Raw genomic sequence first — 13559 nt, forward strand, 5'->3', positions numbered from 1 at the left:
CTCCTTAGCGGTTATAGTTGAATGTCTAGTATCTATTATATATCGACTATTCCGCAATTTCCCATAATCTTTTTTCGGATTCAAATGATAGAGTCGCGCTTGTTACCCATAGGCCTTGTCCCAAAACCAGGAAGACATGCCGCCCTTCATATTATAGACCCGATAACCGGAGGCCTGCAGCCATTCGCAGGCAGTCCCGCTTCTGCTGCCGCTTCTGCACACCACGATGATATCTGCGGTTCGGTCAAGCTCCGCAGCCTTCTCCTCAAGTTGTCCAAGCGGAATATGAATCGCTCCTGGGATATGTCCGTTCGTCATCCACTCCGACAGCTCCCGGACATCCACAATTACCGGCTTATGCTTGAGCAGTTGCTCTACTTCATATGGCATCATTTCTTTCATGGACGCGCCCCTTTTCCATTAAGGATGAATACTACCTGGATTCATTACGACAAAATGGACAAGTTTAATCACAATACCCCTGCAGGTATGACAGTAATAAGAAAACTATAATCCCTTCCTTGCAGGCGCGTCAACGCACAGGGAATGGATATAATGGAAATAAGAAGAACCTTTGTCGCCTTGACAAAGGTTCTTCTCACCATTAGCGGTTCAGCAGACTGCCTACATACCGGAGCAACTCATTTGCGCATACCGGGCAATAAAGATGCTCGTCAATGAGCCGCTTCGTCACTTCATTAATCCGTTTGAGCTGGCTCTCATCCGGCGTCTTGGTCGAGGTTGTAATTTTCACGATATCCTTCAGATCGGTAAAAAGCTTTTTCTCCACTGCTTCTCTCAGACGCTCATGGCTGGTAAAGTCGAATTTTTTGCCTTTGCGCGAGTAGGATGAGATCCGAATCAGGATTTCTTCGCGGAAAGCTTTCTTTGCATTTTCCGATACGCCGATTTGTTCCTCTATGGATCGCATCAGCCTCTCGTCCGGGTCCATCTCTTCTCCCGTTAGCGGGTCTTTGATCTTGGCCCAATTGCAATACGCTTCAATATTGTCCAGATAATTCTCGAACAGTGTGCGAGCCGATTCCTCGAAGGAATAGACAAAGGCCTTCTGGATTTCTTTCTTCGCAAGACCGTCGTATTCCTTGCGCGCAATAGAGATGAAATTCAAGTACCGCTCGCGTTCCTCCTTCGTAATGGACGGATGCTGATCCAGTCCATCCTTGAGAGCGCGAAGCACATCCAGTGCATTGATGCATTGCATATCTTGCTTGATCAGCGCGCTCGATATCCGGTTAATGACATAACGAGGATCGATACCTGACATGCCCTCTTCCATATATTCGTTCTGCATCTCTTTCAGGTCAGCTTCCTTGAAGCCCTCCACTTCCTGGCCGTCATACATGCGCATCTTCTTAACGAGATCCATCCCTTGCTTCTTTGTTTCCTTAAGCCGCGTTAGAATGGAGAAGATAGCTGCCGATTTGAGCGCATGAGGGGCAATATGAATATGGCGCATGTCGCTCTGGGAGATTAGCTTCGTATAAATTTTTTCTTCTTCCGATACCTTCAGATTATATGGAATCGGCATGACGATCATCCGCGATTGGAGCGCTTCGTTTTTCTTGTTGGCGATAAACGATTTGTACTCGGATTCATTCGTATGCGCGACGATCAATTCGTCAGCGCTAATGAGCGCGAACCGCCCCGCCTTGAAGTTGCCCTCTTGGGTCAGCGACAGCAGGTTCCACAGGAACTTCTCATCGCATTTCAGCATCTCCTGGAATTCCATCAATCCCCGGTTCGCTTTGTTCAGCTCTCCGTCGAATCGATAAGCCCTCGGGTCCGACTCCGAGCCGAATTCGGTAATGGTAGAGAAATCAATGCTTCCGGTCAAATCAGCAATATCCTGCGACTTCGGATCAGAAGGACTGAACGTTCCGATACCCACCCGGTTATCCTCGGAGATAAAGACGCGCTCCACCAGCACGCTTTCAATCTGCCCATCATATTCCGTGTTCAATCTCATCTGGCAGGAAGGACACAGATTGCCTTCTATTCTGACATTCAGCTCCTTCTCAATCTCCGGCCTTAATTCATGGGGAATGAGATGAAGAGGGTCCTCATGCATCGGACAGCCTTTAATCGAATAAACGGCGCCTTTCTGCGTACGGGAGAAACGCTCGAGTCCTTTCTTCAGCATCGTGACAATCGTCGATTTGCCTCCGCTGACCGGGCCCATCAGCAGCAGAATCCGCTTGCGGACATCCAGCCTCCGGGCGGCTGAGTGAAAGTATTCCTCCACCAGCTTCTCCACAGCCCGGTCCAGGCCGAATATTTCCTGTTCGAAAAACTTATACGTTTTTCGCCCGCCAGCTTCCTCGACCCCATAGGATTCGATCATCTCGTACACGCGTGCATGTGCGGTCATGGCCGGGGTGGGATCCTTCCTCAGCAGCTCGATGAATTCCTTGAAGTTTCCTGTCCACGCCAATCTTTCGCCTTCCGCCTGATATTCCGATATTCGCTTGAAAATGTCCATGCCGTGCCTCCTCCCATCGCTTCCGCTAATACGCTATTTCCTCTCCGCTCGGGATTCATACCATGCGCTAACCTTAAGGCCATCATTTTTTTGAAGTATTACATACCTATGCTTATTCCAAGCGGAAATTGACCACTATTTTATACTGCCTTCCCGCAAATATCGACAAGCGCCCCATGTCCTTTGGTATAATAGGTGAACCAGAGCTAAGCCACGTCCATGGAGAGGAGAATGAGGGTTGGCTGTTCAATTGGAAGAAGAAATGTACGTCCCGATCAAACGCTTCTATGAGCAGCGGGGTTATACCGTAAAAGCGGAGGTGATGCACTGCGACCTGGTCGCAGTACATCCAGAGCGGGACGAGACCGTAATTGTGGAAATGAAAAAAACGTTCAATCTCGCCTTGCTGCTGCAAGGGATCGAACGTCTTCGGCTTAATGGGGATGTGGTGCTCGCTGTAGAACGGAACCGCAAGAAAAGCGGCGCTCATAATCAACGCTTCGGCGATTTGACTGAGCTGTGCCGGATGCTTGGTCTCGGTCTGATGACCGTTACGTTCTACAAAACCAAAGCCCCGGTCATCGACGTATTATGCGAGCCAGGGGAACCTCCCGTCCGCGGTGCGCGCCATCGCAAGCGGAGCAGGCTGCTTATGGAATTCAGAGAGCGCAGCGGCGACTATAATGTCGGCGGCAGCACCGGCAGGAAGCTCGTGACCGCTTATCGCGAGAAGGCGCTCAAATGCGCTTATGTCCTGCATCAAAAGGGACCCTCTGCGCCACGCGAGCTTGTTGCGGCCACCGGTATCGGCAAAAGCGGAGATATGCTTCGCAGCAATTATTACGGCTGGTTCCAGCGTGTCGAACGCGGCAAATACGCCCTGCTTCCGCAGGGCGTAGAGGCGCTTGATCTATACAGGGAAGTTATCGCGGACTGGATTGCTAGCTGCGAACTGTAAACTCTCCAATGGCTTCAACCAGGCGAGCCACGCCTTGCACCGTGCGCTCGCCTTTGGTATACGTATAGTTCAGTCGAGCGGTATTGCGCTTCGGCTGATCCGCATAGAAGGAGCTTCCAGGCACGAAGGCTACGCCTTTCTGCACAGCGCACCTGAGCAGTGCCTCCGCATCGAGCCCCTCCGGCAATTCGACCCACAGGAACATACCGCCTTGAGGTTTCACCCAGTTTAGGCCAGGCAGCGCTTCACGTCTTAACAGCGCATCCATTTCATTCATCCGGGCCCCATATTCCTTGGAGATCAATGCAATATGAGCATCCAGATCAAAGCCGCTCAAGAGCTGACTCAAGATTTGCTGATCCAACGTACTCGACTGAAGATCCGCCGCTTGCTTCGCCTTCTCCACCATCCGGATTACACGGCTGTCGCCGATTGCCCATCCGGTACGGAGCGCCGGCGCTACCGTCTTGGAGAATGTGCTCGTATACAGGACGGGATTATCCTGGGCACTGCCCGCCATTGCGAACAGGGAAGGATATTCCTCTTCATTAAACTTAATGTCACCATAAGGATCATCTTCAATAATAAGCATGTCATATTGCTTGACCAGCTCCAGCATCCGCTTGCGGCGCTCCTGGCTCCAGACACGGCCTGTCGGATTGCCGAAGGTTGGAACGGCGTACAACAGCTTCGGCTTATGCTTGCGAATCAGCTCTTCCGCCGATTCCGGCACCATGCCGAACTCGTCGCTCTCCGCCGATACAACATTGAGGCCATGAAGGGCGAATACCTGCAAGCAAGCCAAGTAAGTCGGCCGTTCGACCAGAATCGTGTCCCCCGGCTCGGTCAACACGCCTACGAGCAAGTCAATCGCTTGCTGCGAGCCAGTCGTGAGAATCATCTCCTCCGGGGTCACAACCATGCCCTTGGCAGCCATCCTCTCGCATAGCTGCTCCCTAAGAGGAAGAAATCCCTCCGTCAACCCGTATTGCAGCGCACCGGTTCCTTTATCAAGCACACGTCCGGCCGCTTCGCGCACAGCCTGTACCGGGAACAGCTCCTCGGCTGGCAGACCGCCTGCGAACGAAATCATGTCTTTGCCTTGCGTCAGCTTCAGAATGTCACGTACAGCCGATGATTTAAGCTGCGACACTCTGGATGAAAAACGGTATTCCATTCCCCTCGCCCCTTCAAACATAGTCTATGGATGTAGCTTGCATACGGAGCTTCGCGCCGAAGTCCATCTTCTACTACTCATATCCTTTATGTTAACAATGTGTTCACAACATTTAAAGTTTTCTTTTTGAAACATGTTGGTTATAATAAAGCTAGCTAATTGGAGGTGTCGAAAACATGAACTTTTTGATCGTAATGACCGTGTTTATCCTGTTCATTACCGCCATTCTGACCAGCTCTTACAACGACGATAAGACTAAAGGTCTGTAAGCAGCACACATTCGTATCATTCGATACTATGCGCCATTTAGAAACAAATGAAGCTTCCACCCTAAGCAATCGCTTAAGGCAGGAAGCTTCATTTCGTCATTCAGCGGCAGAATCGCCTGCAGCGTTCGGCCCGCTGCAACGACTAGCGCTTCAAATATCCCATTTCTTCCATACATTCTCCGCACACATAGCGCTCCTTGAACTCACGAACCTCGTTCATGGAACCGCAGAATACGCATTTCGGACGGTAACGCTCTAGAATGATGTGATCGCCTTGAACAAATATTTCAACGGGATCCCCCTCGTTCATCAAATAGCGTTTGCGCAACGATTTCGGAAGAACAATGCGTCCAAGCTGGTCTACCTTTCTAACAACGCCTGCTGGTTTCATCATATTCACCTCTTTTGTGTCTATTTTGTAAGTAGCTTGAGAAACCTTTGCAATATTATTAGTTCGACATACCCTCATGTTTTCCTTCCCGAAAAATTAATTTCTAAAATTCAGGCAACTATCTAAGTCCTAGAAATTCTATCTGCCTGAAAGCCTCATAAACGACAATTGCTGCAGAGTTAGAAAGATTGAGCGAACGGACATTATCCGTCATAGGCATGCGGATGCATGTATCCAAATTCGCGTCAATCAGTTCCTGAGGCAGCCCCTTTGTCTCCCGGCCGAATACGAAGAAATCACCATCCCGGTAGTCGAATTCCGAATAAACCTTGGTGGCTCTAGTGCTCGCGAAGAAGAAGCGGGCATCCGGGAAGAGCTCCCTGACTTCCTGGAAGCTGTCATGATAATGAATGTTAACGGAATGCCAATAGTCGAGCCCCGCTCTCTTGAGCGTCTTATCATCCGTATCGAAGCCCAGAGGGCGAACCAGATGGAGATGTGTGCCTGTTGCTGCGCATGTTCTCGAAATATTGCCTGTGTTGGCCGGAATTTCCGGCTCGACAAGCACAATATGAAAGGCCATTGCTGTCTTTTCCCACCTTTAAGAACGCTATAATTTTACATTCACTTTACGCACGGTTAATCTAGTGCAAAACGTCTCCCTTCATACTATACCTTATACTAGGAGGCAAAGGAGATAAATTGATGCGAAAAAAGATACTGGTCGTGGATGACGAACCTTCCATCTCCATGTTAATCGAATTCAATTTAAAGCTCGCGGGTTACGAAGTTCGATGCGTGAGCGACGGCGAAGCCGTATTCGATATGCTTAAGCCGTTCCGCCCTGATCTGATCGTTCTCGACCTTATGCTGCCCAAGATGGATGGAATTCAGGTGTGCCGGGAATTGCGAAAACAGAACAACGGCGTTCCGATCATCATGTTGACCGCTCTGCAGGACGTGACCGACAAAATTACAGGGCTCGATAACGGTGCCGACGATTATATGACCAAGCCGTTCAGTCCCCAGGAATTGATCTCACGGATCGGTGCTATATTCCGCCGATTGCAGACGCTGCCGGGATCATCTGACGAGACGATGATCTCCATTGGCAGACTGTCCGTTCATGTTGATCAGCGCGAAGTGTTTTTGGACGGGAAGCTAATTGATCTGACTCCGAAGGAATTCGAGCTGCTGCTGTTCCTGTCCAGACACAAGGGCAAGGTGCTCAGCCGCCAGCAGCTGCTGCATGGCGTATGGGACTACCACTTCCTCGGCGATACAAGAATCGTCGATGTTCATATTAGCCATCTTCGCGACAAGCTGGAGAAGAATGCCCGTTCGCCGGAATACATTATGACCGTCCGCAATGTCGGATACAAGATGCATGGTCCCAGCGCTGCTGCCAGTGAATCCTCACTCGCTTAGCCATTACGGATACAACTCATGACAAAAGACCGCCCTTCCTATCGCCTGCGGCGAGGGAAGGGCGGTTTGTTTATGGTAAACTATCCGTTGCGTTTTTGGAAATCAGCCATAAATTGAGCCAGCGCCTGACAGCTCTCCATCGGAACCGCATTATACGTCGAAGCGCGAAGGCCGCCAACGTCACGATGGCCCTTCAGGCCTACGAAGCCGTTCTGCTCGGATTCCTTGATGAACTGCTTCTCCAGCTCCTCGCTGCCCAGACGGAACGTGATGTTCATCAGGGAACGGCTTTGCGGCTGTGCGCAGCCACGATAGAAGCCGCCGCTTTGGTCAATTGCATCGTAGATCAGCTTCGTCTTGTCGCGGTTGTACTGCTCGATCTGCGCGACGCCGCCTCTTTCTTTGATCCACTTAAGTACGAGCGTAACCATATAGACAGAGAAGGATGGTGGCGTATTGTAGAGCGAATCCGCCTTCGCATGCGTCTCATAACGGAACATCGCAGGGATTGACTTCGAACCTTCCTTAACCAGGTCTTCGCGGATAATAACGACCGTTACGCCTGATGGTCCCAGGTTTTTCTGAGCGCCGGCATAAATGACGCCGAATTGGCTAATATCGATGGGACGGCTCAGAATATCGCTGGACATGTCGGCAATAAGCGGCACATTGCCAGTCGAAGGAAACTCATGGAACTGCGTTCCGCCAATCGTTTCGTTAGAGGTTAGATGCAGGTAGGATGCATCAGCCGGAACTTCAATTTCTGACAAATTCGGCACACGCATAAAGTTGTCAGATGCTGTAGAAGCGGCGATCACCGTTTCACCGATCAGCTTTGCTTCCTTGATTGCTTTGTCAGCCCAAGCGCCAGTCTGAACGTAAGCGCCTGGTTGGCCCGGACGCAGGAAGTTCATCGGCAGCATCGCGAATTGCGTGCTTGCTCCGCCTTGAAGGTACAATACTTTGTAGTTGTCCGGAATTCCGAACAATTCACGCATTAACGTCTGCGCTTCGTTGTTCACGCCCTCATAAAGCGGACTTCTGTGGGACATCTCCATAATGGACATTCCGGCACCGTGGTAATCGACAAATTGCTCTTGCGCTTGCTGCAGAACTTCCAGCGGAATCGCTGCCGGGCCTGCATTAAAGTTATAAGCTCTAGCCATTCTCCCATCCCACCTCTTCAATCTTTGTATATGATATGGTTATGATAGCAAGTTTGCACGCCTGCATCAAGTAGAATCCGGACAATTTTGTGTAAAAGTCGAACATATTATTAAAACCTGAATTAAATATTCGGATTTTGTTCATCTCCACGCCATTGCATAAAAAAACGAGCCCTGTTAGGCTCGTTTTTTTTCTGCTGAAATTAGCAACCGAAGTAGAGGCTATATTCATGCGGATGAATACGGATGGCTACTGCTTTTGCTTCTTGGCGTTTAAGTGCCACGTAGTTGTTGATGAAGTCTTGGGAGAACACGCCGCTTTCTGTCAGGAAGCCGGAATCTGCTTCCAGAGCGTCAAGCGCTTCGTCCAGTGTGCCTGGAACGCTGCGGATCTCTTTCTTCTCTTCTTCTGGCAGATCATAGATGTTTTTGTCGAACGGTCCGTAGCCCAGTGCGATTGGGTCAAGACCTTTCTTGATGCCGTCCAGACCTGCAAGCAGCATAGCTGCGAATGCCAGGTAAGGGTTAGCCGTGGAGTCCGGCGTACGGAACTCGATACGGCAGCCTTTAGGCGTTACAGCTGCGATTGGAATACGAACAGCTGCGGAACGGTTGCCTTTAGAGAATACCAGGTTAACCGGCGCTTCGTAGCCTGGAACCAGACGTTTGAAGGAGTTCGTGCTTGGGTTTGTAATCGCGATCAGGGCAGGAGCATGGTACAGGACGCCTGCAATGTAGCTCATAGCCATCTTGCTCAGGTTAGCGTACTCTTTGTTGTCATAGAACAAAGGCGTGTCGCCGTCGAAGATGGAAGTGTGAACGTGCATGCCGCTTCCGTTGTCGCCGAACAATGGTTTTGGCATGAATGTTGCCACTTTGCCCCATTGGCGAGCTACGTTGTGCACGATGTATTTGTATTTAAGCAGGTTGTCTGCCGTTTTAGTCAATGTGTCGAAACGGAAGTTGATTTCCGCTTGGCCAGCTGTTGCTACTTCATGGTGATGACGCTCAACGCGAAGGCCGGATTCTTGCATCAGGCGAACCATTTCGCTGCGGATGTCTTGTTGGGAGTCAACTGGAGCTACTGGCACATAACCGCCTTTAACCGGGATTTTGAAGCCCAGGTTGCCGCCCTCTTCTTTGCGGGAAGTATTCCATGCTCCTTCTTCAGAATCAACTGCGAAGAAAGAAGTGTGCATCGAGCTTTCGTAGCGAACATCGTCGAAAATAAAGAACTCGGATTCTGGTGCGAAGAATGCAGTCGTGCCGATACCTGTCGACTGGAGGTACTCTTCCGCTCTCTGAGCGATGCTGCGCGGATCACGGTCATAACGCTGTCCGTCTGGAGTGTGGATGTTACACATAATGTTCAAAGTAGGATGGCTAGTGAAAGGATCAACATAAGCTGTTTCAGTGTCAGGCATCATAACCATATCGGACTCTTCGATACCGCGGAAACCAGGGATCGAGGAACCGTCGAAAGCAACGCCGTTCACGAACGTATCAGCGTCCACCTCTGTAGAAGGCAACGAGATGTGATGTGCGCCACCGGATAGACCCACGAAACGGAAATCTACGAATTGAATGTTGTTTTCTTTAATTGTCTCCAAAACTTTTTGAACTGACATCTAAATTTCCTCCATTTCCGAACATTAACTAGTGTATGAGCGTTTATTGTTCAATAATTGCTCCGAATCTTGTTGTTATTATAAAACTACACTTTCCCCTCCGTCAATACTTATGTCAGGTATTTTTTATTCTCATGTCAGGTATACTTACAAGTTTGAACACCTGTTCACAATGATAGCGTTTTCGGCACAAACAAAACAATCCCGCCTGCTTGGGAGAGCAGACGGGACGCGAAGTTTCGGGTTATACGATCGTTATACGATTTTCCATTCCTTAAAGGCTTCTGCCGGCGCTTTCTCCGTATCGAACGTTTTGCCGACAATCGGAGCAAGCAGGGCAAGGTCCTTAAGAAGAGCTGCGAATTGATCCGGGAACAGCGACTGGACGCCATCTCCTGTCATGGAATTATCAGGATCGGTATGCATTTCGATAATCAGACCGTTCGCTCCGGCTGCAACCGATGCCTTCGTCATCGGCTCCACCAGCTCGCGTCTGCCCGTGCCGTGGCTCGGGTCGGAGATGACAGGCAAGTGACTAAGTGATTGCAGCACTGGAATTGCGCTCAGGTCAAGCGTGTTTCTCGTGTACGTCTCGAACGTTCGGATTCCGCGTTCACATAACATGACATTCGGATTGCCGCCGGCCAGGATGTATTCCGCTGCATTGAGGAATTCATCGTAAGTGGAGCTGAAGCCGCGCTTCAGCAAGACAGGTGTCTTGATCGTGCCCAGCTTGCGCAGCAGATCGAAGTTTTGCATATTACGCGTGCCAACCTGAAGGATATCCGCGTATTCAGCACATACATCCACGTATTCCGGCGTCATCACTTCCGTAATGGTCAAGAGGCCATGCTTCTTGCCCGCTTCCGCCATCATGACGAGACCTTCTACGCCAACGCCCTGGAAGCTGTAAGGTCCTGTTCTCGGCTTGAATGCCCCGCCGCGCAGCACCTGTCCGCCCGCTGCCTTGACCAGTCTTGCGATCTCATCGATCTGCTCCGGTGTCTCAACGGCGCATGGTCCGCCCATGACGACCAGGTTGCTGCCGCCAATCTTGACGCCTTTGATGTCAATAATGGTGTCATCTGGGTGGAAATCACGGCTTGCAAGCTTGTAAGACTTCGAAATCTTGATCACATTGTCTACACCTTTCATCTGACGCAGATGTTCGGCCAGTGTCGGGTCCGCCTGACCAATAATGCCAATAACCGTACGATCTGTTCCCTTCGACACATGAGCTTGAACACCGGCATTCTCGATATAATCGACAATCTCATTAATTCGCTCATCGGCGATGTTATGTTTGGTAATGACGATCATGTTCATCTCTCCTCAATTGTTCAATGTGGCAATCTTTAAGTCATTGCCAATTATCTCTTTCGCGCTTTTAAGCTTTTTGGCTTTTAAGCTTTTATGCTTTTAATCGCTAAAGTAAATATACCGAAATAATCGCCCAACGTCAACACCTTTGAGCGATTCAATTTCGTCTAAATTCGTAACTCTATACAGACGCTTCCGCATTGCCTGTCGACTTCACACGCACATTCGGCAGCAGCTTGTTCATATTGACGGTCCGCTTGATCTCCCAGGTAGAGGAGTCGCGGTAGTCATACTGCTCCAAATAAGTGATGACTTCCTTCGTAATCGGCGTCGGCGTCGAGGCTCCGGACGTAACGGCTACTCGGTCAATGCCTTGAAGCCACTCCTGCTTGATCTCACTCACGTCAGATACGCGATATGCCTTCACGCCGGCAATCTCTTCAGATACTTGCGCCAGCCGGTTGGAGTTGTTGCTCCGCGGATCGCCGACAACGATACAAAGTTGAGCCGTTCCCGCCTGACCCGCAACAGCTTCCTGGCGCACCTGAGTAGCCAGACAGATTTCATTATGCACTTCGGCATGAGGATACTTCTCTTGAAGCCGCTGTATGATATGGCGAATATCCCATTGCGACATCGTCGTCTGGTTCGTAATGATAATCTTGTCATGCGTAACGTTAAGCTCTTCGATCTCCGGTTCCTTCTCAATGAGATGGACTTGGTCGGGAGCTACGCCAATCGCGCCTTCCGGCTCGGGATGACCCTTCTTGCCGATATAAATAATATGATAGCCTGCCGCCGTCTTCTCCCGAATGAGATCATGCGTCCTCGTCACATCCGGGCATGTCGCGTCCACGACCGACAAGCCCTTCTGCCGGGCGCGCTCGCGCACCTCAGGCGAAACCCCGTGAGCGGTGAAAATAACGGTGCCTTCATTAATTTGATCCAATATTTCAAGACGATTCGCACCGTCAAGCGTGATGACGCCTTCCTTCTCGAACGCTTCCGTCACATGGGCGTTGTGAACAATCATGCCAAGAATGTAGATCGGTCTTGGCAACTCCAAATTTTTTGCCGTCTGCAAAGCAAGCACCATGGCGTCAACCACGCCATAGCAATAGCCTCTCGGCGATATTTTCACGATTTCCATCCCGTTGCACCTACTTTCTAACGAACCTCATTATGCGAACGCTAGCTTAAGTTCGGATCCGTTTCTACTATTATAGACGAATCCTCCCGCCCGGAAAAGTCTATTGGCAACCAGATCGTGAAAGTAGACCCTTCATTCTCCAATGTAACCACCTCGACCGACCCTCCGTGCTCATCGAGAATCCACTTGGCAATCGACAGCCCAAGCCCTGTCCCTACCGTTACGCCGCGCGATTCGTCAGCCCGGTAGAAGCGGTCGAAAATATGCGGAATTTCGTCCGGATTCATGCCGATGCCCGTATCTTGAATTCGCCAGCCGACATAGCTGTCCGTACGTACAGAGCTCAGCTCCACATGGCCGGAGGAAGTGTATTTGAACGCATTTTCGATAAATATGAACAACAGCTGCTGCAGGTAGTCATGATTCCCGTACACCGGTACGCCAACCAGCTTGGACAAGTCTCCGATCTGCCATTCGGCAGTGCGAGGCAGTAGCTGCGCTCTTCTCACGACTTCTTCTGTCAGCGGCAGCAATTGCAGCTGCTCCTTCTCCATCACATAACCCGCATCCGCGCGTGCCAGCGCCAGCAAATCGCCGACAAGCGTGCTCATTCGTCTGGCTTCCGCCGCGATATCTGACATCGCTTCACTGGACATCTGCCAATGATCCGACGTCAGCATAAGACCGTCCGTTCCTTTGGGTAAGCCGGATTCCTTGGCGCGAGACCACATCTTCTCCAGCAAATCGATATTGCCGCGAATGGTCGTCAGCGGCGTACGAAGCTCATGGGAGGCGTCGGAGACGAATCTCCGCTGCGCCTTATACGCTTCATCGAGTTCATTGTACGCTGTCTCCAGACGTGAGAGCATGGAATTAAGGGTATCGACCAGCACGCCGACCTCATCTTTGGGTCCATCCGAAGGGATACGTACACTCAGATCGGATCCCTTCTCAATCTGCTGCGTGGCGTCGATAACGCGGCCAATCGGATGAAGCGCATGCTTCGCGATGATCATCCCTACCGTAAACGCAATGAATACGACAAGTATGGAATAAAAGATAAGTGTGTTGCGCAGTCCTGACAAATACTTGTCTTCGTTGTAGGTTAGGACGCCGACCTGTACGAGCCCACCCAATTGTCCATCTTTTAAGGGAATTGGCTCTTGATAAGTTAATAGGTCATATTTCGACTTGCCAATCTCCATGACCCGTTTGAAATATCCCGCTTTAGGATTGGATGTAGCTTCAGGAAACGACATCGTCGTTCCAAGCTGCTCCAAATTATAAGAACGTTCAATTTTTTTGTCCGTATATTTAACGAATTGTACGAACATCTTCTTGTCAATCATCGGGGAATTTCCGTTCAATCCGATATCCAGCAAAATGTTTTGGTCGTAAAATGAAAGATACGTAGCGCTAACATTGAGCTGTTCACTTTGTTTCTTAAGCATGACTCTAAGGTCGTTATACGTATTCCAATTGATGAACAAATAAACACTGGCTCCGAATACTAGCAATGCAATTGCCAGCAATCCCGAGTACCACAAGGTTAGACGAAGCCGAATGGACATG

The 13559-nt window shown here is 50.2% G+C and carries 12 protein-coding genes; 2 read left to right on the plus strand and 10 right to left on the minus strand.

What is annotated here, in order from left to right; translation table 11 throughout:
• Window positions 1–102: 102 nt before the first annotated feature.
• Together ACFVSO_RS00060 and ACFVSO_RS00065 are read right to left on the minus strand one after the other, a co-directional pair.
• The gene (locus tag ACFVSO_RS00060; protein ID WP_387468799.1) at window positions 103–402 is read right to left on the minus strand and encodes a rhodanese-like domain-containing protein; all 300 of its coding nucleotides are present in this window, start codon (window positions 400–402) and stop codon (window positions 103–105) included.
• Between the two features lie 202 nt (window positions 403–604).
• Entirely contained in the window at window positions 605–2500 is a 1896-nt protein-coding gene (locus ACFVSO_RS00065) for a PrkA family serine protein kinase (protein ID WP_387468801.1), read from the minus strand.
• Between the two features lie 238 nt (window positions 2501–2738).
• Between ACFVSO_RS00065 and ACFVSO_RS00070 the strand changes: the two genes are divergently transcribed.
• Entirely contained in the window at window positions 2739–3458 is a 720-nt protein-coding gene (locus ACFVSO_RS00070) for a DUF2161 family putative PD-(D/E)XK-type phosphodiesterase (RefSeq protein WP_387468803.1), read from the plus strand.
• Here ACFVSO_RS00070 and ACFVSO_RS00075 read toward each other — a convergent pair.
• The 3 genes from ACFVSO_RS00075 to trmL all read right to left on the minus strand — a co-directional run bounded on the left by ACFVSO_RS00075 (window position 3442) and on the right by trmL (window position 5878).
• Window positions 3442–4635, minus strand: a complete 1194-nt coding sequence (locus ACFVSO_RS00075) for an aminotransferase-like domain-containing protein (protein WP_387468805.1) — start codon at window positions 4633–4635, stop codon at window positions 3442–3444. The two genes, ACFVSO_RS00070 and ACFVSO_RS00075, sit on opposite strands and share 17 nt — an antisense overlap.
• A 411-nt stretch (window positions 4636–5046) precedes the next feature.
• On the minus strand, window positions 5047–5295 hold the full coding sequence (locus ACFVSO_RS00080; protein WP_116045976.1) for an AbrB/MazE/SpoVT family DNA-binding domain-containing protein: 249 nt from the start codon (window positions 5293–5295) through the stop codon (window positions 5047–5049).
• Window positions 5296–5413: 118 nt separating this feature from the next.
• The gene (trmL, locus tag ACFVSO_RS00085) at window positions 5414–5878 is read right to left on the minus strand and encodes a tRNA (uridine(34)/cytosine(34)/5-carboxymethylaminomethyluridine(34)-2'-O)-methyltransferase TrmL (protein WP_387468807.1); all 465 of its coding nucleotides are present in this window, start codon (window positions 5876–5878) and stop codon (window positions 5414–5416) included.
• A gap of 122 nt (window positions 5879–6000) precedes the next feature.
• On the opposite strand from trmL, the gene ACFVSO_RS00090 reads away from it, so the two are divergent.
• Window positions 6001–6723, plus strand: a complete 723-nt coding sequence (locus ACFVSO_RS00090) for a response regulator (protein ID WP_387468809.1) — start codon at window positions 6001–6003, stop codon at window positions 6721–6723.
• A gap of 80 nt (window positions 6724–6803) precedes the next feature.
• On the opposite strand, the gene serC is transcribed toward ACFVSO_RS00090, so the two are convergent.
• The 5 genes from serC to ACFVSO_RS00115 all read right to left on the minus strand — a co-directional run bounded on the left by serC (window position 6804) and on the right by ACFVSO_RS00115 (window position 13558).
• A complete protein-coding gene (serC, locus tag ACFVSO_RS00095) occupies window positions 6804–7889 on the minus strand; it encodes a 3-phosphoserine/phosphohydroxythreonine transaminase (RefSeq protein WP_387468811.1) in 1086 nt (361 codons plus the stop codon).
• A gap of 203 nt (window positions 7890–8092) precedes the next feature.
• Window positions 8093–9517, minus strand: a complete 1425-nt coding sequence (gene glnA, locus ACFVSO_RS00100) for a type I glutamate--ammonia ligase (protein WP_387468813.1) — start codon at window positions 9515–9517, stop codon at window positions 8093–8095.
• 255 nt (window positions 9518–9772) lie between these two features.
• Window positions 9773–10837 (minus strand): 3-deoxy-7-phosphoheptulonate synthase, encoded by a 1065-nt coding sequence (gene aroF / locus ACFVSO_RS00105; protein WP_387468815.1) that lies wholly within the window; start codon window positions 10835–10837, stop codon window positions 9773–9775.
• A 181-nt stretch (window positions 10838–11018) separates the two neighbouring features.
• Window positions 11019–11987: a 4-hydroxy-3-methylbut-2-enyl diphosphate reductase gene (locus ACFVSO_RS00110; protein ID WP_387468818.1), complete on the minus strand. Its 969-nt coding sequence runs from the start codon at window positions 11985–11987 to the stop codon at window positions 11019–11021.
• Between the two features lie 41 nt (window positions 11988–12028).
• Window positions 12029–13558 carry a sensor histidine kinase gene (locus ACFVSO_RS00115; RefSeq protein ID WP_387468820.1) on the minus strand — a complete coding sequence of 510 codons (1530 nt, stop codon included), beginning with the start codon at window positions 13556–13558 and terminating at the stop codon, window positions 12029–12031.
• Window position 13559: the final 1 nt, after the last annotated feature.

Source organism: Paenibacillus sp. NPDC057967, assembly GCF_042887015.1.
Lineage (GTDB): Bacteria > Bacillota > Bacilli > Paenibacillales > Paenibacillaceae > Pristimantibacillus.